General features: G+C 55.3%; 22 protein-coding genes. 12 read left to right on the top strand and 10 right to left on the bottom strand.

Going from position 1 to position 26,227, the window contains the following annotated elements; translation table 11 throughout:
• Positions 1-36 precede the first annotated feature (36 nt).
• A complete protein-coding gene (pruA, locus tag LX66_RS18935) occupies positions 37-1,677 on the top strand; it encodes an L-glutamate gamma-semialdehyde dehydrogenase (protein WP_145716481.1) in 1,641 nt (546 codons plus the stop codon).
• Here the strand turns inward: pruA and LX66_RS18930 are convergent.
• Positions 1,619-2,503: a phosphatase PAP2 family protein gene (locus LX66_RS18930; protein ID WP_244620457.1), complete on the bottom strand. Its 885-nt coding sequence runs from the start codon at positions 2,501-2,503 to the stop codon at positions 1,619-1,621. The two genes, pruA and LX66_RS18930, sit on opposite strands and share 59 nt — an antisense overlap.
• Positions 2,504-2,664: 161 nt before the next feature.
• Between LX66_RS18930 and LX66_RS18925 the strand changes: the two genes are divergently transcribed.
• Positions 2,665-3,351, top strand: a complete 687-nt coding sequence (locus tag LX66_RS18925; RefSeq protein ID WP_145716480.1) for an SIR2 family NAD-dependent protein deacylase — start codon at positions 2,665-2,667, stop codon at positions 3,349-3,351.
• A gap of 9 nt (positions 3,352-3,360) precedes the next feature.
• Here the strand turns inward: LX66_RS18925 and LX66_RS18920 are convergent, their stop codons facing one another.
• Complete coding sequence (locus tag LX66_RS18920) at positions 3,361-4,686, bottom strand: saccharopine dehydrogenase C-terminal domain-containing protein (protein ID WP_145716478.1); 1,326 nt, start codon at positions 4,684-4,686, stop codon at positions 3,361-3,363.
• A 499-nt stretch (positions 4,687-5,185) separates the two neighbouring features.
• Here LX66_RS18920 and gyrA point away from each other — a divergent pair, with 499 nt between their 5' ends.
• Together gyrA and LX66_RS18910 are read left to right on the top strand one after the other, a co-directional pair.
• On the top strand, positions 5,186-7,705 hold the full coding sequence (gyrA, locus tag LX66_RS18915; protein WP_145716476.1) for a DNA gyrase subunit A: 2,520 nt from the start codon (positions 5,186-5,188) through the stop codon (positions 7,703-7,705).
• 130 nt (positions 7,706-7,835) lie between these two features.
• Positions 7,836-9,086 carry a tetratricopeptide repeat protein gene (locus LX66_RS18910; RefSeq protein WP_145716474.1) on the top strand — a complete coding sequence of 417 codons (1,251 nt, stop codon included), beginning with the start codon at positions 7,836-7,838 and terminating at the stop codon, positions 9,084-9,086.
• Between the two features lie 75 nt (positions 9,087-9,161).
• On the opposite strand, the gene LX66_RS18905 is transcribed toward LX66_RS18910, so the two are convergent.
• A complete protein-coding gene (locus tag LX66_RS18905) occupies positions 9,162-9,554 on the bottom strand; it encodes a c-type cytochrome (protein WP_145716472.1) in 393 nt (130 codons plus the stop codon).
• 44 nt (positions 9,555-9,598) lie between these two features.
• Between LX66_RS18905 and LX66_RS18900 the strand changes: the two genes are divergently transcribed.
• The gene (locus LX66_RS18900; protein ID WP_145716471.1) at positions 9,599-9,781 is read left to right on the top strand and encodes a hypothetical protein; all 183 of its coding nucleotides are present in this window, start codon (positions 9,599-9,601) and stop codon (positions 9,779-9,781) included.
• Positions 9,782-9,832: 51 nt separating this feature from the next.
• Entirely contained in the window at positions 9,833-11,518 is a 1,686-nt protein-coding gene (locus tag LX66_RS18895; protein ID WP_145716469.1) for a cellulase family glycosylhydrolase, read from the top strand.
• 68 nt (positions 11,519-11,586) lie between these two features.
• Here the strand turns inward: LX66_RS18895 and LX66_RS28390 are convergent, their stop codons facing one another.
• The 5 genes from LX66_RS28390 to LX66_RS18870 all read right to left on the bottom strand — a co-directional run bounded on the left by LX66_RS28390 (position 11,587) and on the right by LX66_RS18870 (position 19,487).
• A complete protein-coding gene (locus LX66_RS28390; protein ID WP_211366369.1) occupies positions 11,587-12,192 on the bottom strand; it encodes a collagen-like triple helix repeat-containing protein in 606 nt (201 codons plus the stop codon).
• A 52-nt stretch (positions 12,193-12,244) separates the two neighbouring features.
• Complete coding sequence (locus tag LX66_RS18885) at positions 12,245-13,561, bottom strand: DUF4302 domain-containing protein (RefSeq protein WP_145716467.1); 1,317 nt, start codon at positions 13,559-13,561, stop codon at positions 12,245-12,247.
• On the bottom strand, positions 13,558-14,457 hold the full coding sequence (locus LX66_RS18880; protein WP_145716466.1) for a zinc-binding metallopeptidase: 900 nt from the start codon (positions 14,455-14,457) through the stop codon (positions 13,558-13,560). The genes LX66_RS18885 and LX66_RS18880 overlap by 4 nt, the downstream gene beginning before the upstream one ends.
• A 175-nt stretch (positions 14,458-14,632) precedes the next feature.
• Positions 14,633-16,048 carry a RagB/SusD family nutrient uptake outer membrane protein gene (locus LX66_RS18875; protein WP_244620456.1) on the bottom strand — a complete coding sequence of 472 codons (1,416 nt, stop codon included), beginning with the start codon at positions 16,046-16,048 and terminating at the stop codon, positions 14,633-14,635.
• Positions 16,049-16,148: 100 nt separating this feature from the next.
• On the bottom strand, positions 16,149-19,487 hold the full coding sequence (locus LX66_RS18870) for a SusC/RagA family TonB-linked outer membrane protein (RefSeq protein ID WP_244620455.1): 3,339 nt from the start codon (positions 19,485-19,487) through the stop codon (positions 16,149-16,151).
• A 356-nt stretch (positions 19,488-19,843) separates the two neighbouring features.
• On the opposite strand from LX66_RS18870, the gene LX66_RS18865 reads away from it, so the two are divergent.
• Complete coding sequence (locus LX66_RS18865) at positions 19,844-21,451, top strand: hypothetical protein (RefSeq protein ID WP_145716461.1); 1,608 nt, start codon at positions 19,844-19,846, stop codon at positions 21,449-21,451.
• Here LX66_RS18865 and LX66_RS18860 read toward each other — a convergent pair.
• Positions 21,448-21,717: a hypothetical protein gene (locus LX66_RS18860; RefSeq protein ID WP_145716460.1), complete on the bottom strand. Its 270-nt coding sequence runs from the start codon at positions 21,715-21,717 to the stop codon at positions 21,448-21,450. The two genes, LX66_RS18865 and LX66_RS18860, sit on opposite strands and share 4 nt — an antisense overlap.
• Positions 21,718-21,981: 264 nt before the next feature.
• Here LX66_RS18860 and LX66_RS18855 point away from each other — a divergent pair, with 264 nt between their 5' ends.
• Positions 21,982-22,179, top strand: coding sequence for a hypothetical protein (locus LX66_RS18855; protein WP_145716459.1), 198 nt, complete (start codon positions 21,982-21,984; stop codon positions 22,177-22,179).
• 3 nt (positions 22,180-22,182) lie between these two features.
• Here the strand turns inward: LX66_RS18855 and LX66_RS18850 are convergent, their stop codons facing one another.
• Complete coding sequence (locus tag LX66_RS18850; RefSeq protein WP_145716457.1) at positions 22,183-23,124, bottom strand: metallophosphoesterase family protein; 942 nt, start codon at positions 23,122-23,124, stop codon at positions 22,183-22,185.
• Between the two features lie 175 nt (positions 23,125-23,299).
• Between LX66_RS18850 and ureA the strand changes: the two genes are divergently transcribed.
• From ureA to ureE, 4 genes are read left to right on the top strand one after another with little or no spacing between them, the layout of a single operon-like run.
• A complete protein-coding gene (gene ureA, locus LX66_RS28500) occupies positions 23,300-23,602 on the top strand; it encodes an urease subunit gamma (protein ID WP_145716456.1) in 303 nt (100 codons plus the stop codon).
• Between the two features lie 18 nt (positions 23,603-23,620).
• Positions 23,621-24,001, top strand: coding sequence for an urease subunit beta (ureB, locus tag LX66_RS28495; RefSeq protein ID WP_145716454.1), 381 nt, complete (start codon positions 23,621-23,623; stop codon positions 23,999-24,001).
• Positions 23,991-25,712: an urease subunit alpha gene (gene ureC, locus LX66_RS18835; RefSeq protein ID WP_145716452.1), complete on the top strand. Its 1,722-nt coding sequence runs from the start codon at positions 23,991-23,993 to the stop codon at positions 25,710-25,712. The genes ureB and ureC overlap by 11 nt, the downstream gene beginning before the upstream one ends.
• A gap of 7 nt (positions 25,713-25,719) precedes the next feature.
• Positions 25,720-26,226 (top strand): urease accessory protein UreE, encoded by a 507-nt coding sequence (gene ureE / locus LX66_RS18830; protein ID WP_244620454.1) that lies wholly within the window; start codon positions 25,720-25,722, stop codon positions 26,224-26,226.
• The last annotated feature ends 1 nt before the right edge of the window (position 26,227 follow it).

Below are 26,227 nucleotides of genomic sequence, written 5' to 3'. Positions count from 1 at the left end.
ACAACAAAATCACGAACCACTAAACTTATTGAGAGGATGCACAACGCTTATTTTCATTTTGCAGCACCCCAGAACGAGCCGGTACTGAACTACGCGCCGGGCTCCCCGGAAAGGGCCGCATTAAAAAAGCAACTGGCGGCGTTCAAGGCTGCCCCTGCAGACATTCCCATGTACATTGGCGGTAAGGAAGTACGCACCGGTAAAACGGTGGACATACGCCCCCCGCATGAAATAAAACACAAACTGGGCCATTTCCACATGGGAGACGCCAGCCATGTGCAAACCGCTATAGACGCCGCCCTGGCGGCACAGGCCCAATGGGCCGCTACGCCCTGGGAACAGCGCGCCGCCATTTTCCTGCGCGCAGCAGAGCTGATCGCCACGAAGTACCGCTACCACATGAATGCGGCTACCATGCTGGGACAAAGCAAGAATGCCTACCAGGCGGAAATAGACAGCGCCTGCGAACTGATAGACTTCCTGCGCTTTAACGTGCACTACCTGGGTGAAATATACAAACAGCAGCCGTACAGCCCGGCCGGTATCCATAACCGCACAGAATACCGCCCCCTGGAAGGCTTTGTGCTGGCTGTAACGCCGTTCAACTTTACCGCTATCGGCGGCAACCTGCCCACGGCGCCCGCCATGTGCGGCAACGTAGTGGTGTGGAAGCCTGCCAATACCCAGGTATTTGCCGCCAGCATGTTCATGCAGATATTGCTGGAAGCCGGCCTGCCGGACGGCGTGATCAACCTGGTGTATGCAGAAGGTCCCGTGCTGGGCGATGTGTGCTTTGCCCACCGCCATTTTGCCGGCATTCACTTTACCGGCTCCACCGGCGTATTCCAACAGATGTGGAAGACCATCGGCGGGAATATTGACAAATACCGGTCTTACCCGCGCATTGTAGGGGAAACCGGCGGCAAGGACTTTGTAGTGGCCCACGCCTCCGCCCCGGTGGATGTAGTGGTTACGGCCCTGGCCCGCGGTGCGTTCGAGTACCAGGGACAAAAATGCTCCGCCGCTTCCCGCGCCTACCTGCCGGATAGCATGGCAGACGAAGTGCTGGAAAAACTGAAAGCTACGCTGGGCACCATGAAAATGGGCACCGTGGAGGATTTTGGCAACTTCATCAATGCGGTGATAGACGAGCGCTCCTTTGACAAGATCAGCGCGTACATAGCGCAGGCAAAGAAAGATCCAAAAGTGAAGATCATTGCCGGCGGCAACTACAGCAAAACCGACGGCTATTTTATAGAGCCCACCGTGATCCACACCACCGATCCCAAATACCGCACCATGTGCGAGGAAATATTCGGCCCGGTGCTGACGGTTTACACTTATAAAGCCGACCAGTTCGAGGAAACCCTGCAACTGGTGGACAGCACTTCAGACTATGCCCTCACCGGCTCCATACTGGCTACGGACCGCTACGCTATCGAGCTGGCTACCCGCAAGCTGGTGAACAGCGCCGGCAACTTCTATATCAATGACAAGCCCACCGGCGCAGTGGTAGGGCAGCAGCCGTTTGGCGGCGCCCGGGCATCCGGCACCAACGACAAGGCCGGCTCCATGCTCAACCTGTACCGCTGGCTCAATGCCCGGACCATTAAGGAAACTATGGTGCCACCAGTGGATTATAGGTATGCTTTTTTAAGAGCTGACGATGACGTTTAAAAACGGTCTTGGTCACAAAATAGCCTAAGGAAGCGCCTATCCATACGTCACTGCTCCAGTGCCGGTTATCGTACAAACGCGATACGCCGGTCAATCCTGCAATGCTGTAAGCTACCCAGGGCACCCAGGGATGGTCTTTCCCATATACCTCCGCCAGGGCGGTAGCGATCGTCATGACCGTGTGCATATGCCCGGATGGAAACGATGTGAACCGTTTGTCCATGCTGAATGGGGCGTTATAGCTGAAGGGATCATTGGTAAAAGCAGGCCGTTGCCGGCGGATGATCGCTTTGGTGGCCGTATAGAACAGGGTGGAAATGATCAGTGACTTGGTGGCCATCAGGGAAGCGTGCTCCAGCGGCCGTTCACGCGTCACTACCCCCGCCAGGTACATGCCGCCTAACAGGAGAGGACCGTAGGTATTGCCAAAAGGCTCTATTTGCCCCGATACACTATTGATGCTTTTGGTGCGGTTGCCGCTGAAGAATTGTTTGATCTCATGGTCGCCGGCCATTAACAGGCCGGTAGCTCCCAGCACAATTCCCAGGCGGGTGAGGTCTTTGGAGGTCCAGCGTGCCGGGCGGCCGACTATAAATTTGAAATCATCCACATAGCTTCTCAGGTAAGCGCCGTTGATCCGGTAGTTAATGATGCTGTCGGGTACAGGCCATATAGTGTCTGTTGCAGGCGCTGCGGTATGTAAAGTATCTCCCGGAACGTAACTGCTATCCCCGGAAGCATAGCTGCTGTCTGTTTGTGCAATAGCAAATAAGGGGACTGTCAGCAACAGGCAACAGTGCAGATACTGGATTAAGCGTAGATTCAATGCTAAAACTTTGTTTTTTTGCAAATATAGGAGTACTGTATATTCCAAATATAAGCGTACTTGATTATTTGTCGTAATGGCGTATAGTTATATGTAATCTTTGTTTCATGTTTTGTAGCGGCGCGCTCACAGACATTTAACGGAAATTGTAAATTTATAGTATGAAGCCTCGTCTGGTAGTGCTTTCCGGCGCCGGTGTCAGCGCGGAAAGCGGCATAAGGACCTTCCGGGACAGCAACGGGCTGTGGGAGGAATACGATATTTATGAAGTGGCCTCCCCGCAGGGATGGCAGCAAAATCCCGGCCTGGTGCTGGATTTCTATAACCAGCGCCGCCGCGCTGCCAAAGCCGCTTTGCCCAATGCCGCCCATACCGGGCTGGCCGCCCTGGAAGAATGGTTTGATGTGCGCATTATCACCCAGAATATTGACGACCTGCACGAGCGGGCCGGCTCATCTCATGTGCTGCACCTGCACGGGGAGATATTCAAAATGCGCAGCGTGCTGGATGATACGCTGACCTACCCGGTAGAAGGGGACATCCGCCTGGGCGATATGGCGGCGGACGGCGGACAGTTGCGTCCACACATTGTTTGGTTTGGCGAACCGGTACCGATGATAGAGCCGGCGCTGGCGGAGGTATTGCAGGCCGATATTTTCGTGGTGGTAGGCACTTCCCTGAACGTATACCCGGCGGCCGGCCTGCTGGATTATGTGCAGGAGCAGGTGCCCAAATACGTGATCGATAAAAGCATTCCGCCGGTGAACCACATCAGGGGGCTGCATCTCATAGAAAAGCCGGCCACGGAGGGAGTGGCAACGCTCTCAGCGTTGCTAAGTAAAAAGTAACTTTTCCTTTTATTCAAAGCTTTCCTCGAACCGGATATCATATTCTTCCAGCTCTTTCAGCACGGGGTTGTATACTTCCGGCATGGTGGGTATCTGCAGGCCGGTGAGCGGTACCTTGTCCTGCAGCACCAGCTTGGCCAGGATGCCCAGGGGCAGCCCTACGGTTTTGGCCATGGCGGTACGCAGGTTGTCTTCGCCCTGCACGATCATGTAGCTGTGCATGCGGGTGGCAATATTCCGCCGCTCAAATTCTATCTCGTGCATCATTACGATCATGTCCTTGTCATTGGGCGACATGCCCAGGCGCGTTTCCATGATATGCTGCAGCACGGCGGCATTGGTTTGCTCACCCAGGTTAATGACCTCCCCGTTCAGCAGCCCCAGGTATTTTAACTGCCGGATGATCTTGGACTTGCTGCTCACGCCCAGGTGCAGGGCCATATTCTCCTCGTTGCTCAGCTCCTTGTCAGTTTTCACATGCTGGCTGGCCCATTTGAAATAAGGCAGGTTGTCGGTCTGTATCTTGCGGCTGTCGTCCGTAAGGCCCAGCCGGATAATGGCGCTCCATCCCTCGCAGAAGTCCGGGTAGCGCAGGGTGGCCCGCATAAAAGTGGGAATATTCTCCAGGTTATAGGCGTTCATATAGGCCAGGGAATCCCGGTTGGGATAAAAGGCCAGCTTGCCCAGCCCCGGTATCGTAATGGTCTTGGTCTGGTCAAAAAGTTGCTCGTGGCTCAGCTCCTTCACCTTGCCCTTGTCCTTGTAGGTAGCGCCGGACTGCCCGGCCAGCACAATGTTACGGGCGTTCCAGGTGATCTTGTACTGCCAGGGATTATCGTTGCTCTCCGGGGAGATCAGCCCCCCGCAGTAAGATTTAAAGGAATATATCAGCCCGCCCTTCTTTTCAATGGAGTGGATCACCTTCATGGCGGACATATGATCGATGCCGGGGTCCAGTCCCATTTCGTACATGAACAGCAGCCCGGCCTTCTGGATATCTTTCTGCAGCTTGCGCACTTCCGGGTCTACATAGGAAGCGGTAAGCAGGTGCTTGCCGAACTGCAGGCAGTCTTTGGCCACCAGGATGTGCAGGGCAGGGGGCAGCAGGGAGATCACCAGGTCGGTTTCCTGCACCAGGGGCTGCCGGGCCGCCTGGTCCCGGATGTCAATGGCTACCGGCGTTACATAATAGGATTTGCCGGTCTTAGATTTAATTAACATTAAGTCATGGTCTACCACAGTCACATGCCACTTCTGCCTGGGGGCATTGGTTACCAGGTAGTCGATAAGGCAGGTGGCTGATCTTCCGGCGCCAAACAACAGAATGTTTCTCATAGTCCTTCTTTAAGCTTTAAAACATGGTTACGCAATTCGCGGAAATAACAGTAGTAGTCTTACATATGTTCGGAATTTCCCGCAAATCCGATCTCAAATGTCTCAAAATTATTTGAAGTTTTCTGTTTAATATTTGATTTTCATCCTGTTAGGAACAAATAGTTTGCCAATATTTTTTTTATTCTATATGGGAATAATAAAATATATTAAATTCTAAATCCCAAATTCTAAATTCCAAATTCCAAATCCCAAATCCCAAATGTAAAAGTTGACAGCAGATCATTCGCAAAAGTCTTCGTATCAATGTCAGGGCGCTAAAGCCTGGCGCTACAGTAGTACGGTTGCTTAATCGAAGGGTGCCCGCAACCGGCGGTAATCGGTTGCGGGGCCCCTTTTTGAGCTCCTTTTTGGGGAAGCAACGAAGGAGCAAAAAATGGCTGAAAAAGCCTATATTTGCGTTTCTGTACAACAAGCAGAAAAAACTGTAAACCAATAACTAATGGCAGAAAATACGGAAAATCAGCAAGAGGGCAGGATTATCCAGATCAATATCGAGGAACAAATGAAAACGGCTTACATAGACTACTCTATGTCCGTGATCGTAGGCCGCGCCCTGCCGGATGTAAGGGACGGTTTAAAACCGGTGCACCGCCGCGTTTTATTCGGGATGAATGAGCTGGGCAACAACAGCAACAAGCCTTACAAGAAATCCGCCCGTGTGGTGGGCGAGGTAATGGGTAAGTACCACCCCCACGGCGACAAGGCCATTTACGATACCATCGCCCGCCTGGTGCAACCCTGGACCATGCGCTACCCACTGGTAGACGGTCAGGGTAACTTCGGCTCCGTGGACGGCGACGACCCGGCGGCCATGCGTTACACCGAGGTGCGCATGCAGCGCATTGCAGAGGCCATGCTGGAAGATATTGAAAAGGAAACGGTGGATTTCAACCTCAACTTCGATGACACCCTCGAAGAACCTTCCGTACTGCCCACCCGTATTCCCAACCTGCTGGTAAACGGCGCCTCCGGTATCGCCGTAGGTATGGCCACCAACGTAATGCCCCACAACCTCAGCGAGGTGGTGGACGGCCTGGTAGCCTATATCGACAACAGGGAGATCACCGTGGAGGAGCTGATCAAGCACGTAAAAGCCCCCGACTTTCCTACCGGCGGTATCATTTACGGCTACGAAGGCGTAAAACAGGGCTTTGAAACAGGCCGCGGCAGGGTAGTGGTGCGCGGTAAAATAAACGTGGAAACTACCAAAGCCGGCCGTGAAAGGCTGGTGATATACGAGCTGCCCTACCAGATCAACAAAGCCGTGCTGCACCAGAAAATAGCCCAACTGGCAGACGACAAGATCATTGAAGGCATTTCCGAAGTGCGCGACGAAAGCGACCGCGAAGGCATGCGCCTGGTCATAGACCTGAAGCGCGAAGCCATTGCCAACGTGGTAGTGAACCAGCTTTATAAATACTCCGAGCTGCAAACCTCCTACGGGATCAACAACGTGGCCCTCGTAAAAGGAAGGCCCCGCATCCTGAACCTGAAGGACCTGCTGGCGGAATTCGTGGATTTCCGCCATGAAGTGGTGCTGCGCAGAACCCGCTACGAACTGCGCAAGGCCGAAGAAAAGGCCCACATACTGGAAGGCTACCTCATCGCCCTGGACCACCTCGATGAAGTGATCGCGCTGATCCGCGCCTCCCGTACCCCGGACGAGGCCAAAACAGGGTTGATGACCCAGTTCAACCTGACGGAGATACAGTCCAAAGCCATCCTGGAACTGCGCCTGCAACGCCTTACCGGCATGGAGCGCGACAAGATCAAGGAAGAATATGACGAGATCATGAAACTGATCGCTTACCTGAAAGATGTGCTGAACGACGAAGGCCTGCGCTTCAGGATCATCAAGGACGAACTGCTGGATGTGAAAAAGAAGTTCGGCGACGAGCGCAAGACCGAGATCCAGTACCTGGCCAGCGAAATGCGCATCGAGGATATCATTGCCGAAGAGGACGTGGTGATCACCATCTCCCACATGGGCTACATCAAGCGTACCTCCGCATACGACTACCGCCAGCAGAAACGCGGCGGCCGTGGCGCCATTGGCGGCAAAACCCGGGGCGAGGACTACATAGAGCACCTCTTCGTGGCCTCCACCCACCATACCATGCTGTTCTTCACCGAAAAGGGCCGCTGTTTCTGGTTAAAGGTGTACGAGATCCCCGAAGGCGAAAAACAAAGCAAGGGCCGCGCTATACAGAATCTCATCACCCTGCCCTCCGACGACAAGATCAGGGCGATCATCGATATCAAGGACCTGGGGGACAAGGATTATATCAACAACCACTACATAGTGCTCTGCACCAAGAACGGTATCATCAAGAAAACACTGCTGGAAGAGTTCTCACGTCCCCGCCAGAACGGGGTGAACGCCATCACTATCAACGAAGGCGACCAGTTGCTGGAAGCAAAGCTTACGGACGGCAACAGCGAGATCATGATGGCCGTACAGAGCGGGCGCGCCATCCGCTTCCCGGAAAATACCGTGCGTGACACCGGCCGCGGCGCCATCGGCGTAAGGGGTATTGAAGTGGATAATGAGAAAGATGAAGTGGTTGGTATGATTTGTGTTAATAAGGAGGATGAATCCCGTACCGTGCTCGTGGTATCTGAAAAGGGCTTTGGAAAAAGAACCAGCATTGAAGAGTACCGCATCACCAACAGGGGCGGAAAAGGGGTAAAGACCATCAATATTACGGAGAAAACAGGCAGCCTGATCGCTATCCTGGACGTAACGGAAAAGGACGACCTGATGATCACCTGCAAATCCGGCATCACCATCCGTATGGCGGTGGCGGACGTCCGCGAGGCCGGCAGGGCTACCCAGGGGGTGCGCCTGATACGCCTCGATGGCAACGATGAAATAGCCGCCGTGGCCAGGCTGGATGAACAGGAGGAGTTGAGCAGCGAAGAGAATGAGGGCACAGAAACGCCAGTTAATAATGAATAATTAATAATTAATAATCGGGGAACCGTGTTTCGATAGGCACTGATGTATGGGTATTATTAATTCTTAATTTTTAATTATTAATTAAAAAAAACCATACTTATATTGTTATCAGCAACTAAAAATTGAGCTCATGAAAAAACTATTGGTATCTTTTCTTTTTTGCAGTGCAGGACTGGCTGCCATGGCGCAAAGATCTAAGGTGAACAGCGCGGAGGACGCGCTGAAGAACCAGGACCTGGAAAAAGCCATGACAGACATCGACGCTGCCCTGCAACATGAAAAAACTAAAGATGATGCCAAAACATGGTACGTAAAGGGTAAAGTACTGGAAGCAATGGCCACCAAAGATAAAAGCCCGGCAGAAGCACTGGCAGCCTTTGATGCCTACAAAGCAGCACTGGACAAAAACGCCAAGTTGCCGGAAGCACTCCTGGAAATGAACCAGCGTATGTTCAACCTGTATGCCACGGTAGGTAACGCCGGTTATGCCAACCTGAATGACCAGAAATGGGATTCCGCCTACGTCAACTTTAAAAAGGCATTTGAGATCGCAGACTACTACAACAGCAAAGAGCTGGGTGGTACGCTTCCTACAGATACTTCCATGACCTTCTACCTGGGCTATGCCGCCCAGCAGGCCGGTCAAAAAGAAGACGCCCTGCAATACCTGCAGAAAGCAGCCGATCTGCAGTTTAAAGGCGAACCTGCCCTGTACGTGATACTGGCACAGGCATACGAGGAAAAAGGCGACAACGCCAACTGGCTGAAAACCATTGAAGAAGGCAAGAAAGTGTTCCCGAACGACAAGCGCTTCAATGATATGGAGATGATCTACTACTCCAAAACCGGTAAAACTGCCGAGCTGCTCACCATGCTGGAAAAGAAAATGGAAGAAAATCCCAACGATTTCCAGACCGTGCTGGACTATGCCATACGTGTGGACAATATGGCCAATCCCCGCGATGAAAAAGGGGAGGATATGGCCAAACCGGACAACTACGATGAGCTGATGACCAAAGCTGAAAATGCTTACAAAAAAGCACTGGAGCTGGACGCCGCAGATCCTACCGCTAACTTCCAGTTGGGCGCCCTGTACTTCAACCGTGCAGTAGGCTTCAACAAGGAGCTGAACGCGCTGCCCAGCAAGGAGCAAAGCTCTCCCAAAGCCAAGGAGCTGCAGGGCAAAGTAGAAGAGCTGATGAACACCGCTCTGCCTTACTTTGAGAAAGCAGATGCCGGTTTTGCCGCCAAAGGCAGCCTGGAGCCCAGCGACAAGCAGACTTACGAAAGCTGCCTCTACGCGCTGCAGAAGATCTATGCGATCAAGAACGAAACCGCGAAAGTAGCGGAAGTGAAAAAGAAACTGGACGGACTGCAATAAGCAGCACTCCATTATATAAGAAAATCCCGGCGGTATGACCGCCGGGATTTTTTTTGCAGGAAACAGGGGCGCTTGTTATTTTTTGGTGGTCTCCGGTTTGGATACCGGCTCCTCGTTGCCACGATGGCAGGTGTAGCAGCTCACCGCCGCCACCTGGTGGCTTTTGAAATATTTCTTATTGATCCGCGCGGTCATGCGCATCATATCCCGGGCAACCGCTTTGTGCTCGTTCTCATCGCTGGCAAAATCCAGCTTCTTGGGATCATCTTTCCGCGGCGCATGGCAAAAGCCGCATTTCACGCCCAGCGCATCCTTGAACCCGCGCATCACGTTTTCCAGTTCTTCATGACTAATGTCTTTGGGCAGTACTTTCAGGTTTTTGGGGTTCTCATGTTGCTGCGGCAACGAAAGTGAACAGAGGGTCACTGCTATCAGCAGTGACAGCATAACTAATAAGCTTCTTTTCATATTTGACCTTTATTTACAGGTAACTTATAATTTTTCTCCAACTTATGAAAGCGGTCACCGCATTAATACATGAGCGGAGCGCAGCAAAAGCGCAGAATAATCGGTATATTGAAAGCTTTCCGGCTTTCAGTGAGCTGGCCACCAGAAAAATACTGCTCGGCAACGGCGTGGCAAAGGAGATCCGGGATGATGGAGAGCTGGTGGCCCTGGGTTATTTGCCCGGTTGAGCTTTTATTGCTATTTTACCCTTTCGCAGGCATTAGCCTGCACATCACGTTATGCAAAAAAGTATATGCTTTGCCGGTAGCTTCCTGGCCGGCCTGTTATTATCCGGCGTTTCCTATGCCCAGGGTTTCCTGAAAGCCGCCGGCACCCGGATCGTTAATGAAAGGAATGAGAACGTATTACTGCGGGGCATGGGCCTGGGCGGATGGATGCTGCAGGAAGGCTATATGCTGCGCGTGCCCGGCCCCGGGCAACAGCACACCATCCGGCAAAGGATACAGGAGCTGACCGGCCCCGAAAGCACCCGGGCATTCTATGACGCCTGGCTGGCCAACCATACCCGCAAGGAAGATATCGACTCTCTCAAAGCCTGGGGCTTCAACTCCGTAAGGCTGCCCATGCACTACAACCTGTACACCCTGCCTGTTGAAAAGGAGCCGGTGCCGGGGCAACATACCTGGCTGGAAAAAGGTTTTGCGCTGACAGACAGCCTGCTGGCCTGGTGCAAGGCCAACCGCATGTACCTGATCCTGGACCTGCACGCGGCGCCCGGCGGGCAGGGCAACGATCTTAATATCAGCGACCGCGATACTTCCCAACCGGCACTGTGGGAGAGCCGCGCGCAGCAGGAAAAGACCATCGCGCTCTGGCGCAGGCTGGCGGAGCGCTACAGGGATGAGCCCTGGATCGGCGCCTATGATATCCTGAATGAGCCGAACTGGGGCTTTACCGACCCGGTGAACGACCGCAACGGCATCCGGGAAAAAAACAATGCACCCCTGAAAAAGCTGATGCAGGAGATCACCGCCGCTATCCGCGAAGTGGATAAAAAACACATCATCATTATTGAAGGCAATGGTTGGGGCAATAATTACAACGGCATTTTACCGCCCTGGGACAACAACATGGCGCTGAGCTTTCATAAATACTGGAACTACAATGACGAGGCCTCCATCCGCCACATCCTCGATGCCAGGACGAAGTACCAGGTGCCGGTATGGCTGGGAGAAACCGGCGAAAATTCCAATGTGTGGTTCACTGCGGCCATCCGCCTGCTGGAAAGCCATAACATCGGCTGGTCCTGGTGGCCGCTGAAAAAGCTGGGCGCCAACAATCCCCTGGAGATACCGCTCAACGCCCAGTACCGGCAGGTACTGGACTACTGGGCCGGCAAAGGCCCCAAACCGGCGGAGGCAGATGCGCGCAGCGGCCTCCTGCAACTGGCGGCCGATACCCGCACCGGCAACAATATCCTGCACCGCGATGTGATAGACGCTATGATGCGCCAGCCCGCTGATCCTACGGCACGGCCTTATCAGCCCAATTATGTTGCCGGCAACACCACTTTAATGGCGGTCAACTATGATCTCGGTCCTAACGGGGGCGCCTACTATGACCTGGACAGCGCCAACTACCGGGTGGTGGACCCCAAACTGCAGGGCGGCAACCGCGGCCGTACCTACCGGAACGATGGGGTGGACATCCGGAAGAACGGCGACAGTTACGCTATCTCCCATTTTGAAAGCGGGGAGTGGCTGCAGTATACCCTCCAGGTAACACAGGCGGGCCGCTATGCCATTACGCTCGCGCCCGCACCCGGAGATGCGCAGGTCAGCATATGGATGGACGGGAAGAAAGTAACAGGCAAGGTGGCGCTGGGCGCCGGCCGGCACGTCCTGCGCGTACAGGCAGACAGCGGCGCCAGCACCCTCCGGGAGATAATAATTAAGAATGAATAATTAATAATTCCTGCAGCAATGGTGTTTCATTGAAGCACCGGCGTTACGATTATTAATTATTAATTTTTTCAGTCCTTCAGCTTCAGGAATGCTTTCACCTCGGCATAGTTATTCCAGTTGATCTTTTTAGCCATCCTGGCCTCCGTGCCGCCGGGTATCAAAATATAACGGTACTGCTGGTATTTGCTGCCGTCCTCCGTAAAGGTGCCTACATTCGCGTTGGAATAGATATCTATTTTCTGCAGCCAGAAAGTAGGATTGATATTGATGTTGAAATACACATCATAATAGGGCAGCGGCACGATCACCGGATCTGCGGCAGTGTTCAGGTTCACGTACACTTTTACATCGCCGGAGGTCAGTATCGCGTTGTCCAGCTTGGGCGCGTCTATCTGGGCGTAAAAGCCGATAGTGTCCAGCATGTCGTTGCTGTTGGTAAAGGTATCTGCAGCAAAGGGCACATCCAGCCAGGCGGAGTAGATTACGTTGGCCGTACCGGGCTCACCCTGGTCGCCCTGGGGGCCTTGTGGTCCGGCCGGTCCCGGGGAGCCGTCAGCACCGGGTTCGCCCTGCGGTCCGGCAGGGCCGTCCTTGGAGCAGGCTGCCATCAGCAGGCCAACAGCCATCAGCAGTAGGTATGCAACACGGGTGGAGTTACAGAAGAGTCTTTTCATGTTAAATGCAATTTGGGTGATAAAATGTTATATGAATCAATTAATAATTAATTCAGTATTCCCAGGTGATCCAGGAGCGGGCGTCTTTGGCGCTCACCATATCGTAGGTCAGCTCGCCGGTTTGCACCAGGTAAAAGCCATCCGGGTCAGACATCAGCGCATTGGTATTGTTGAATGCAGCCGCAGCGCCCGGCGGCACGGTGCCCAGCGTGCCGTATAGCTGGAACAATACGCGGCCGTCTGCCGTAAATACCGGTGGCCGCCACGCAGCGCCGTACCCGATGGTAAGGGAAGACCCCTCCACGAACACAAAGCCCAGCAGGTCATAGGTAACGCCGCTCTGCGTACCGAAGGCCGGCCAGAACACCAGGAAGGCAAAGGCGGGGAGGTCGCGCACGTGAAAGGCATCGTCCACGCCGTTTACCCGGAAGCCATTAAAGGATATCCAGTAGCTGTCCTGGCTGGCGGCAAACTGCCACCAGCGGGCGGGCGCTTCCCGGTCCGGGCGGGCGGGAGCGATAGCGCCGCTGATGGTGCCGGCCGTGCCGCCGTTGGTCCGTACCCGTAACATGGCATTGGCGGCGTCCCAGCCCTCGCTGCTAAGGCTGGTGATGGTCCGGTTGCCGTCGGTGAACGGGTTGACCAGCACCATGCCTTCGCTGCTGAAATAGTAAGATGTGGTAAAGCTGCGCAGGTTATTGCCGGCATCCAGCCACATAAAGGTGATGGTCCGGCGCTGCTGGTTGATGCGGATATCGTAGCTGCTGCTGCCCAGGGCCAGCCGCTTGAAATACTCCGGTATGTAGCCGATGTACTGGAAAGCCAGGGCGTTGCGCCAGTTCCCGTTCTGCCAGGCCGCTGCATCCGCGTCGGAAGAGCGGTACAGAGTCACCCTGGTGCCGTTGAACCGGCCGGTGAGCAGGATGCTATCGGCCGTCACGCTGTCAATGGCGAATTCAAAATCGGATTGCAGGCCCTCGCCGTCATTGCCGCCGTTCACGGACCCGTCCGGGTCCGCCAGCATATGCAGGTAGGAATAAGTATCAAAGATCAGGCTGGGCTGCTGCAGGGCCTTGAGGCGGTAGCTGCTTTCGCGGGCCGTGCCGGCCGTGATAGTGTCAATATCGGCGTACATGGTCACGCGGTTAGCCGCATTGAAGCGGAAATGGAAATTGAAGATGCCGCCGGTGCCGGTCACCACGCGGGCGTTCCAGCCGTTGGCCGCGCCGCTCAGCGCCGCCTGGTACTGCGCCAGCGTTTCATTGATCCGTTCATCCGGCGTCTGGTCAAATACCGGGTCGTCTTCCTTGCTGCAGCCCAGCAATAGCAGCAGTACGGCGAGCGTGTATAGTAAAGTGCGGTTCATCATTTTATCAGGGTATTAATCGAATTCCGGGTACGGGTCTGCAGGTTATAGAAATCAATATTCCACACGTCCTTGAAATAGCCTACCACGATGGCTTCCTTCTGCCGCAGCTTCTCTTTGGCTTCCGCTGCCGTGGTGCCATTGGGACTGGTGCCGGTAATGCCGTCCACCAGGTTGTTAAACCCGCTGCGGCCTTCCACCAGCATAATGGAGATCATCTCCACGAAATCCTCGTCCGGGGCGGACATGGCATATGCGGAAATAAAGCCGTCCTGGTTGGCCTGCGCGTCGGATACATTGTTCCAGTTGGAGGTGTACATGCCGGTGGAGATGCGTTTGAAATCAGGTGTATACAGCACATGCTGGTGCAGGATATGCCCGAACTCATGCTCGATGGTGTGGAACATTTCCTTTACATTAAAGGAATCCGACGGCACATAGCCTGGCATGCCCTTAATGCGGAAATCATTCAGCACATACAGCAGGATGCGTCGCCCGCCTTCGGCCGTGCCCAGGGTAATGGTGCCGTCCGGGTTATAGCTGGCGCTGCCCACCAGCACAAAGAACTTGGGGCTGTACTGCTTCATGAACAGCTCCCCGGCCACCGCCACGTAATTGCTGATCCACACCTTTTTGATGGCGCTCAGCACGGGAATGATCTTTTCCTCCCGCGGCGGGGTCAGCGTACGGTTAAAATCCAGTTCCCCCTGGTCCCATTTGTACTTGGCGGAAATATTATAGGGCGCCGTCAGGCTATCGTTTATCCATACGTCAATAGGCCCGGGCTCCCAGGTATCGCCGCCCAGGCCGGGTATGTTGTCTACATTGCCCGGCTCGTCTTTGTCACAGGCCACCACCAGCAGGAGCATCAGTATGAAGAGTGTTGCGGTTATTTTCATTGGTCAGCATTTTTTTTTAATTAATAATTAAGAATTAATAATTAATAATCGTTGGATTGGTGTTGCGTATAATAGCAATGACGCTATTCCCGTTACAGGAATTACAGGAACATATATGTAGTAGCTGAGACATCGCCTTATCATTATTAATTCTTAATTATTCATTATTAATTATTCAGCGCGGGTTCAGCTCCAGCCCGGATTCCGTAACGGATTGCGGTAACTGGAACACCCGGCGCGGATCATCCTCCCGCAGCTCCAGCACCTGGCCATCAGCCGTTACATGTATCACCGGGGCCTTGTACCGGAGCAGGTCCAGCCAGCGCATGCCTTCCTGCACATACTCCGCGCGCTTGAAGGCAAACAGGGTGGCCAGGATGCCGGTCTGCAGGTTGCTCACCCCGTAGAAATTCCGGATACGTGTAGCCGTGATCGTGTGCAGGCCCGCATCATAATTATTGATGCGGGTGGCCGCATAGGTATTCAGGTCTGCAATGGCCGCATTGGTGTTGTTCAGGTAGGCATAGGCTTCTATGCGGTTGAACAGCACTTCCTCCGCCGTGAGCAGCGGCACCACCACGTAGCCCACGCCGATGTTGGCGTTAACGGAGCTGCGCACAAAATGCTCGTTGATCTTCGGTATAAGGTAGTTGTCCGTACCGGCGGTGAACAACTGGTAGCGGAAGGCCCATTCCCCGCCCGTTACGTTGGCGCCCAGTATCTCGTTGCGCTTGGCCGCATTCATGGCATAGCGGATGGTGTAGTACTGCCGCGCCCACCAGGAGGCGGTTTCCACCAGCAGCAGGTTGGCCGGTTCCGTGGCCCTGGCGTAGCGGGCAAACAGTTCATTGTAGGTAATGCTCAGGTAAGTAGTGTTCCAGGGGCGCAGCAGGCCGGACACATTACCGGCGGCAAACACCTGGTTGGCATGCTCCACCACTTTGGCATAATCCCGTTTGAACAGGTAGAAGCGTGCGGCAAAAGCATGCGCGGCCGCCCGGGTAAAATGATATTTGGGCACGGTGTACTGCCGGTCGTCTATCAGCGGCAGGCCTTCCGTAATATCCTGTTCTATCATTTCGTATACATAGCTTACGGTGCGGCGCTCGTAGGGTTTGAACACCACTTTTTCCGGTTCCGTTACATAGGGGATGCCGGGATCGGAGCCGGCGCTGGCAGGATCGTATACTTTGGAGAACACGTTCACCAGCATAAAATGCGCATAGGCGCGGGCCACCAGCGCTTCGCCCCGCTGCGCGGAATAGGCGGAGCGGTCGGCGGCGTTATCGCACACTTCCAGCGCCTGGTTGGCGGCGGCAATGGCGGCATAGCAGGCGTTCCAGTAAAACTCGGGCGAGTCCTGCTGGTCGTCCTGCACATCCTCGAAAAAGAAAGGGTCCCGGCTGGTGCGCTCCACTGACCCGGCGCCCTTATCGGCCACGTTGTCCGAAATGGATTCAAAGAAGGCCATGTAATTGGCCTGCGGGTAAGCGGTGCCCAGCAACTGCGATACCTGTTCCGGGCTGTTCAGCTCCGCGCGGTTATCCGGCGGCTGCTCCAGGAATTTCTTACAGCCGGTAAAAGCCAGCATACCGAAAAACACAGATAAAATTATACGTTGCTTTACCATACAGTCTGTTATTGACGGTTGATTTCATACTTCATCCTTCGCTTTTCATCCTTCCTATTTTTCATATCCCAACTTTTAATGAAAGTGTGAACTGCTTTTGCACCGGCTGGGCTACGCCGCCGGCATTATAAAATTCGGGGTCCTGTCCTTTCAGCTTTTTGTCAGCATAGATCAGCCAGGGATTGATGGCGGCCCCGGTAATGCTGATGCTGTTGAACCGCAGCTTTTGCAGCACCCGGGGCGGCAACTGCCAGCTCAGCGATACGGTTTTCAGCCGGATGAAATCCCCCTTCGCCACGCGCTCGGTGGAGTAGTTGTAATTGTTGTACGGGTTAGCGCCACCCAGTTGCGATGCTTCAAACGCGCCCAGTATGGAGGGCATGCTGGTGTACTGCTCGTCGCCGGGCATTACCCAGCGGTCCCGGAACTCTTTGGGCATGGCGTCCAGGTCGGAGTACTCATTTTTAAAAGCCGGGTACAGGCGGATCTTGTTGCCCGCCTGGTAGGTAAGGAATATGTTGAGGGAAAGCGATTTGTAATGGAAGGTGTTGGAAAAGCCGCCGGTAAAGATGGGGTCTACCGGCCCCTCGTACACCAGGTAGCTGGTGTTCTGGTCCTGCAGGTACACGTCCTGCGCCGTTTTCCCGGTCTGGTCGGTAAACTGCGGCACGCCGGTCTCATGGTCCAGTCCTTTAAAGGCCAGGGAAAAGAGGCTGCGCACCGGGTAGCCCTGCTTGTTGCCGCCTTCGGCCACCACCAGTGAAAAGATGTTGGGGCGGTTCCTGGCGTTGGTGATCTCGTTCTCGTTATACCCGAAGGTGAAGTTGGCGCTCCAGCCCCAGTCCTTTTTGCGGATGATGCGCCCGCCTATCAGCACATCTGTGCCATAGGAGTCCATGTCCGCGTAGTTGGCCGCTTTTTCCGGCTCCCCGCCGATGCCGGAAGTGCGGATAATGCTGATCAGGTCAAAGCTTTTGCGGCGGTACAGGTCCACGCTCAGGTTCAGCCGGTTGTCAAACAGGGCGGCGTCCACGCCCACGTTGGCCGTGTACAGCTTTTCCCAGGTCAGGTCGGCATTCTCCAGGTTGGCCAGTTGTATCACGGATTCCACCTCCGTGAGGTAGGGCCGGTTGGTATTGATGTTCCGCAGCACGATGGTGGAGTTGGTGGCCGGTCCCTGGCTGGCTGTAAGCCCGTAGCTGGCGCGCAGGGTCAGGTAGTTCACCCAGCTTACAGGCTGCATAAAGGGCTCGCGGTCCACGTTCCAGGAGCCGCCCACGCTCCAGGTGGGCAGCCAGCGGGCGCGGGTGGACCTGCCCAGGCGGTTGGAGCCGTCGTAGCGCGCTGTGGCGGTAAAATTATACCGGGAGCGGAAAGCATAGGTCGCCGATCCGTAAAAGGCTACAAAGCGGTCATAGTCCTTGCTCATGCCGTAGTAAGGGAAATTGGTCTCTATGGTCTGCTTCAGGATGCGGTAGTCATACAGGGGCACGCCACCGTTATCGTACTGGTAGCCGTAGCCGGTATTGGAAAAGTTCTGCCGGTCGGCGGACTTTACCTGCATACCGCCCAGCAGGTTCAGGGCATGTATGTCGTTAAAGGTGCGGTTGTAGAGCAGGGTGTTGCGCACGTCGTAGCTCACCAGCAGGTCCTCCGTCCGGTTGTAAAAGCCGCCGTAGGGCAGCACTACCACCGGCTCTGCTTCCGGGTCTTCCGGGTCGCGGTACAGGAATTTGTTGTTCTGCCGGATGGTGGAATTGCCGGCAGCGCGGTACGCTTCCGCCATGTTGGCGTTTTCCGTGATCTGGTGCTCGCGGGTGGACTTCACATAACGCAACGCACCTACGAACTCGTAGCGCAGCCCTTTGGCGAGCTGGTAGGAGAGGTCGCCCTGCAGGCGCAGGTCTATCACGTTAATGTCCATATAATTATTCTCCAGCTCATGCAGGATGTTGAAGGGCGCAAAGTTGCGGCGGAAGTACTCCCGCTGCCCGTCCTCATCGTAGGCCGTTAAGGTGCGGCTGGTATTAAGCGCATAGCTGAAGGGATTGATATCGAAATCGCGGTCGTACTGCCCGGTCACAGGATTGGCGTTGCGCGACAGCGCGCCGGGGGCTTCCTGCTGCCGCACGGAGGCCAGGGTGGAAAAGCCGGCGGTAAGGCGCTCGGAAAAGCGGTAGCTGTTGCGGAAGTTCAGCGTATAGCGGTGCACCCGGTCCGCCACCGTCCAGCCGTTATCCCCGTAGTAGCTGGTGGAGAAATAGGACTGCGAGCGCTCCGTGCCAAAGGAAATGGCGAGGGAGTGCTCCTGCATGAAATTGGGCCGGAACAGCAGGCCGAACCAGTCCGTATTGGCGCGGGCATAGCGTTTCAGGAATGTTGCGCGGGCTTCCTGCGTGTTGGGCAGGGGAAAGTTCCCGTTGGCGTCCGCGTTCATCAGGTCGTACATCTTGCCGTACACCCCATAGTCCGCCTTGTCCAGGATATTGGTGTTCAGGATGCCTTTGCGTTCCAGCTCGGCCAGCACGGACATCTGTTCACCGGAATTCATGATATTGTAATTGCTGTAGGAGGGCTTCAGTTGGGTGCTGAAGTTGCCGGTGTAGGTTACCTGGGGCTTGCCCACCCGGCCCTTTTTGGTGGTGATCACGATCACGCCGTTCATGGCGCGGGCTCCGTAGAGGGCGGCGGCAGCGGCGTCTTTCAGGATATCGAAGCTCTCGATGTCATTGGCATTGAGGCCGGCTACGGCAGAGCCCAGCAGGGTAGTAGGGTCGCCGCTGGACAGTTGTTCGTTGGAGATGTTGATAATGTCCTCCAGCACCACGCCGTCCACCACCCACAGGGGTTTATTGTCGCCGTTAATGGAGGTGGCCCCGCGGATACGCACCTTGGGTGCAGCGCCAAAGGTGCCGGACACGTTCTGTACGGATACGCCGGCGGCGCGCCCTTCCAGCATGCGGCTGATGTCCGCCACGCCGTTCAGCTTGATGTCATCCGCTTTCAGTGAGGCGGCGGCCCCGGCAAATTTCCTTTTCTCCACGTTCTGGTAGCCGGTCACCACTACCTCAGACAGCACGCCTTCCAGCGCGCCGAGGGCCACGGTTATACGTTGCCCGGTAAATACCCGCACCTGCGAAGCCTTGCCTACATAAGAGAAGCGGAGACTGTCGCCCCGGCGCGCATCCAGGCTGAAGGCCCCGTTCACATCGGTCAGCACGCCCCGGTGTGTCACCAGGTTCTCTACCGTAACGCCGGGCAGGGGAATGCCCTCAGCCGCGTCCGTAACGGTGCCGGCAGCTTTTGTTTCCGGCTGGTTGTCCTGGAAGGGGGCGGCAGCAAAGGAAAGCGCATGGATGGGGATGGTGAGGATCAATGGCAGCGCCCGCAACAGGATCATATAACGGAACCATTTTACCACTCCGTGGAAATGACAATAGTTGCCCGGTAAAATCATAAACGATTTTGATTTTGGTTCGTATAGCGGTTGACGATAACCGGTTTTACATCACAGATTAGGGAGTTATACGTTCGCTAAAAACTATTGGAGCTACGTGCCGGGACGCTGGTTGATAAGTTTCATCTATAGTGCTCGAGTATAGGCCCCCTTGGTGCATATCCGCACATTCTTTTTCTTCTGTCTGAAGTTAATGATTATTTATCACGTTTACGCATGAATTTTTGTGTGAGGCGCGCGCTAATGCTTTGATAAATATAAATTATCTATATATTTGAAATTCATAATCTATTAGGGGTATGATGAAGCGATCCATTTACTGGTTTTTAGGTTACTTATTATGCTGCCAGGCGGCCCTGCATGCGCAAACACCGCAGGTAACGCTGAGCGCAGCTTTTGCAGAGCCGGCGGCCGACGGCTGGGACAAGCTGGTGCTGCTGTCCAACGGCAATACCTGTTACCTGCATTTTGACAGGAGCGAGGGCATACAGGTAGCGGTTTATAATGCGCAACGGGAGCTGGTCGCTACGGAGAAGATCGCCGGCCGGCAATGGGACACGCGTAATCTCAACGACACGGAAATAGACGGCGTATACGCCATCAACGGGCAGGTAGTAGTGTTCCTGCAGCAGTTGGTCAGGTACAGGCCCCACCTGTTTCGTATAGTGATAGATGGTAGTACCGGCCGCCTGCTGCAGGAGGAAAAGCTGGGCGAGCTGCCCACCGTGCTGCACCGGGAAGCATATGCGCTGGATAACCTGGCCTCCCACGACTTTTACGTATGCAACGACCCGCGCAGCGGCTACTATGCCGTTGCCTCTTTTGCAGGCGGGGAACTGCAGCGGAAAGAAAACCCGGCAGAAAGGATACAGGTCATGCATTTTTCTCCTGACCACCAGTTGCTCAGCCATGCGTATTACACGCTGCCCGGTAACGCCTATACGTATTTCAGCTACCTGGATATGGCCGTACAGGGCAGGGAAGCCGTATACCTTTGCACGGCGGGCTTTAACACCAAACGCAGCGGGGACAAGCAGCCGCAGTCCACCGTGTTCCTGTCCGCCCTGCGCCCCGGGCAGGATACGTTTCAACATCAGTCCCTGGATTATACGGCCAACTTTGGCGGCATCTATGCGGACCTGCAGTACGCGCCGCGCAGCGGCCTCCTGCAACTGCTGCTGAGCGCCGCTACGGAAGCTACCCGGAAGGAGCCGGTACGCCGCCTCTTTATGAACTACCTGGACCCCGCTACCGGCAGCCTGCTGTTGCAACGGCCCCTGGATATCGTTCATCCCATGGAAGGCGCACAGCCTCAACTGGTCAGCATAGAGGCGGACGGCAGCACGGTGCTGCAACTGGAGCAGATGCACGAGTTTACCCAGGGCAAGAACGTGTACAACATGCTGCACACCAACCTGGACAATGTGCAGATCTGCCGCATCAGCGATGCAGGCGAGGCGGACAGCGGCTACGTGATACCCAAGATGCAGGTGGCCAACGGCGCTTTCAAACCGCTGTACCTGCAGCGGAAGAACCGCGGCGCCTGGGTGTTCCGCAACCGCGTACCGGCACTGAATACCACCCCGTACCTGTCATTTGATCATATCCATACGGATCACGGGGATTATACCCTGTTCAATGATTACCTGCAGCACCTGGACAGGGGCGGCACCTTCGAGGAAAAGAAGCCGCTGCGCTACCTGCAGGAAGCCAATATCATCTGCTACCGTTATGAAAAAGGGCAGGGCGAGCGCCTGTTCCTCTTCGGCAAGCCGGAAACGGACAAGGCCTTTTATTGCATGCTGGGCGCATCGGACCGTACGCCGGCGGGTGACGGTTATGCTACGATCCTGGTAAAACGTATGGGGGCGGAGAAAAAAGCGTATATCGCGTGGATAAAGTTCTAGTTGCTGGAAAAAGCCTCCTCAATGGTGTGCTGGAGCGCGGCTTTCAGGTGGGCGTCGGCAGCCGAGCGTTTACTGCTACGGGTATCCTTTACCGTGAGGGTGAGACGGGGTGCGCTCATCCGCTTCAGGAGCATGCGGCGGCGGGGCTTGCGGACCTTTCTTTTGCCGGGATAGCAGGCCAGGCAACGGAACACAACAAACAGGCTTGCGCCTGAAAGGAGCAGGCAAGTGAAAAGCGCAATAGCAAGCGGTTCGTTTTGGAGCATTATTCGACGTTTTAATAACGTGGCAGAAAGCGACAGACTGCTGGTAGCCAGGGATATCGCAACCGGTATACGGCATTTTAATTTACGCAATTAAACGCGAATTTTCCACGTTAATTTTTGCCCGCTCATATGCGTGCAGAACATCATTTACAACGCGCTGATTTCACATCAGATGCAATGGGAGGGCCTTGCCGGGCTCGGCGGAACCGGGTATAACGGCAACGTTTTTGCGGCCATAACAGGAGTATAAAAAGCGACCCGATCATGGCACTAAAAAAAACAACACAGCAAAGACGCGCCATCAAAAACGCCAAACGCCGGAACGCCGCCGCCCCGGTCAGTAAAAAAGCGCCCAAGCCGGAGTTCAACGACGACCGTAATAATACGCTGGAGGGCTATGATGAAGATGAATATGACCTAAAGGACCAGGCGGATGTACAACGCCGGCGCAGGAAAGGGTAGGGGCTACACTTTCCACCCGTAAGGGATATACTCGTTGTCAAAGCTGCCGTCCTCGTACAGGTTCACCATGGCATAGCCATTGTCCGTGCGGTAACGCACGCCTTTCCACCAGTTGCCGCTCACCGCGCCGTTGCAAACATAGTGCACGCCGTTGTACAGCACCTGCTCGTACAGGTGTATGTGACCGCTCATGCATACTTTCACATTCGGGTATTTGTCAAACAGGCTGATGATGCGGGCAGAGTCCGTATGCATGGAAGCCTGTCCCAGCACATAGCCCTGGTCCGGTTTGTATTTGTTGTCCACCACCACGGTAGCGGCGGAAACAATGGGCACATGGGAGAACACGATCACGTGCTTGTCCGTATTGGCCGCCAGGTCCTGCTCCAGCCAGGCAAACTGTTCTTCATCCAGGAAGCAGGAATACCAGGCGCCGTCTGCCTTCGTCTGGATACTGTCCAGCACAATGAAATGCCAGCCTGCTTTGTCAAAGCTGCGGTAGCGCCCCGGCAACTGCATCATTTCCAGCGCATACTTTTTGCCGTACAGGGGATCAGTGGTCTGGCCCGCGCCCCAGCAGTCGTGGTTGCCGATGCAGTATTCCAGCGGCAGGCTGTTATCGCTCTTCATCAGCCCATGCCACAGCTTCCACTGGGTTTCCACGCGGTCTTTCGGCTGTTTCAGCGCATCCATGATGCAATCGCCGGTGTTCATCACAAAGGCCGGCGCGTCTTTTTGCGATTGTATGTGGTGCAGGCAGGCCGCGAATCCTTTCGGCGCATTCATTTCCGGTTCCAGGTGCACGTCCGTGAGGTGGGCAAAACGCAGCACGCGTTTTTTACCGGTATTTACCGGCGATGCGTTGGCGGTAAGCAGGCCCGCGCCCGGCAGGCTGCCCAGCAGCGCGCCCAGGCCCAGGCTTTTGATCAGGGAACGACGATCCATAACAGTTATTTTTTAAAGGTGTATATACTGTTACAAACATATCGGGTGCAGCTTACAAATGCCAGTAATGGAGGATGCTTAACTTAAACTTAATATATCAGGCTGTTACCGCCCCGTTTACTACCAACGAACCGCTTTTTGTTGTATTTTTCTGATCCTTAACCAAAATCGACATATGCACCTCACAGCAAGAGAAACGGAAAAGCTGCTGCTGCACGTGGCCGGGGAACTGGCCGAAAAGAGAAAGGCCCGGGGGCTGAAGCTCAACTACCCGGAAGCCATTGCCCTCATCAGCAGCCGCCTGCAGGAAGCCGCCCGCGACGGGCGCAGCGTGGCAGACCTGATGCAGTACGGCGCTACCATCCTGACCCGCGACGACGTCATGGAAGGCATTCCCGAAATGATCCATGAAATACAGATCGAGGCCACTTTTCCTGACGGCACCAAGCTGGTGACCGTGCATCACCCGATACGCTGACATTCACAACTCACTTGTATGATTCCCGGAGAATATTTCCTGAAGCAGGAAGACATCATCGCCAATCAAGGCCGCCGCACCATTGAGATCAAGGTGGTGAACACCGGCGACCGGCCCGTGCAGATCGGCTCTCACTGCCATTTTTTTGAAGTGAACCGGCAGATGGCCTTCGACCGCGCCGCCGCCTTCGGCATGCGCCTGAATGTGCCCTCCGGCAACGCCGTGCGTTTTGAGCCGGGAGAAGAGAAGACCGTGCAGTTGGTAGAGCTGGGCGGCGACAAACGCGTGATCGGCATCAACAACCTGGCCAATGGCGTCACCACCGATCCCGCCGTAAAACAGCAGGCACTGGAAAAAGCGCAACAACAACAATTTAAAACTCTTTACCGTGAGCCTTAACATAGACAAGCAAAAGTATGTAAGCATGTACGGGCCTACCACCGGCGACCGTGTGCGCCTGGCAGACACCGACCTGGTCATAGAGATAGAGAAAGACTATAACGTGTACGGTGATGAGTGCAAGTTCGGCGGCGGTAAAAGCGTGCGCGACGGCATGGCCCAGTCCGCCACCGCCCTGCGCAGTGACAACGTGCTGGACCTGGTGATCACCAACGTGATCATCATCGACCACTGGGGCATTGTAAAAGGGGATATCGGTATTAAGGACGGGAAAATAGTGGCTGTAGGACAGGCCGGCAACCCGGACACCATGGACGGCGTGCATCCCGGGATGATCATTGGCGCGGCCACCGAAGTGCATAACGGCAGTCACCTGGTAGCAACCGCCGGCGGCATTGATGCGCACATCCATTTCATCTGCCCGCAGCAGATAGATCATGCCCTTTTCAGCGGCATTACCACCATGATAGGGGGCGGCACCGGCCCGGCAGACGGCACCAACGCCACTACCGTTACTCCCGGCAAATGGAACATACAGCGTATGCTGCAGGCGGCCGAAGGCTATCCCATGAACCTGGGCTTCTTCGGCAAAGGCAACTGCGCCACCACCGGCCCCCTGGTAGAGCAGGTGGAGGCCGGCGCGCTGGGCCTCAAGATCCACGAGGACTGGGGCGCTACGCCCGCCGTGATAGATGCCTCCCTGCAGGTGGCGGACCAAATGGACGTGCAGATCGCCATCCATACCGATACGCTGAATGAAGCCGGCTTCCTGGAAGACACCATCCGCGCCATCAATGGCCGCGTGATCCACACCTTCCATACCGAAGGCGCCGGCGGCGGGCATGCCCCGGACATTATCCGCGCGGCTTCCTTCCCCAACGTGCTGCCTTCCTCCACCAATCCTACCCGGCCTTATACGGTGAACACCATAGACGAGCACCTGGACATGCTGATGGTATGCCATCACCTGGACAAGCGCGTGCCGGAGGATGTGGCCTTTGCCGACTCCCGCATCCGCCCGGAAACCATTGCGGCGGAAGATATCCTGCACGACATGGGCGTGTTCAGCATGATGAGCTCCGACTCCCAGGCCATGGGGCGTGTAGGCGAGGTAGTGACCCGCACCTGGCAAACGGCGGACAAGATGAAGAAGCAGCGCGGTCCCCTGGAACAGGACAAAGGCAAGGATAATGACAACTTCCGCGTAAAACGCTACGTGGCCAAGTACACCATCAATCCTGCCATCTCGCATGGCATTGCGCAATATGTAGGTTCCATTGAGCCGGGCAAGCTGGCGGACCTGGTGCTCTGGAAACCGGCCCTGTTCGGGGCCAAACCGGAAATGATCATCAAGGGGGGCATGATCATCGCCGCCAGGATGGGCGATCCCAATGCTTCCATTCCCACGCCGCAGCCCGTTATTTACCGGCATATGTTCGGCGCGCATGGCAAGGCCCTGCAGCATACCTGCGCCACCTTTGTATCCAAAGCATCGCTGGAAAAGGGCATTGCGCAGGAGTACGGCCTGCAGAAAACGCTGCTGCCCGTGAGCGGCTGCCGTACCATTTCCAAAAAGGACCTGGTGCACAACGACCAGACGCCGGACATCACCGTGAACCCGGAAACGTACGAGGTAAAAGTAGATGGGGAAAAGATCACCTGTGAGCCACTGAAGGAAGTAGCGCTGGCGCAGCGGTATTTTTTATTCTAGCAGATCCATGAACATGGTTATTGAAGACATCCTCGGCAATATAGATACGCTGTCCATCGGTGCGCGGCAAACGGACCTCCTGCAACTGGAGTGGTACGAGACCACCCGCCGCATACAGCGCCGGCGTACTGCCGGCGGCCGGGAAATAGCGCTGCGCCTCTTAAAGCAGGGACAGCGCCTGCAGCAGGGAGATATTGTCTGGATGGACGACGATACCGCCGTAGTAACGGACATCCTGCCCTGCGAGGCGATTATAGTAACGCCCGCCACCATGCTGGAAATGGGCACGCTCCTGTACGAGATCGGCAACAAGCACCTGCCGGTGTTCATACAGGGCGGCGAAGTGCTGGTGCCCGTGGAGGAACCGCTGTTCCGCTGGCTGGAAGCCGCCGGCTATGCGCCCGTAAAGGCCACGCGGAAGCTCACCCACATGCTGCGCACCAATGTAGCGCCGCATAATCATGGCGGCAGCGGCAGCACGCTGTTTCAGAAAATTATGAATTTAACGAAGTAAA

Source organism: Chitinophaga japonensis, assembly GCF_007830125.1.
Taxonomy (GTDB): Bacteria; Bacteroidota; Bacteroidia; order Chitinophagales; family Chitinophagaceae; genus Chitinophaga; species Chitinophaga japonensis.
This window is presented reverse-complemented; position numbering and strand designations above follow the sequence as displayed.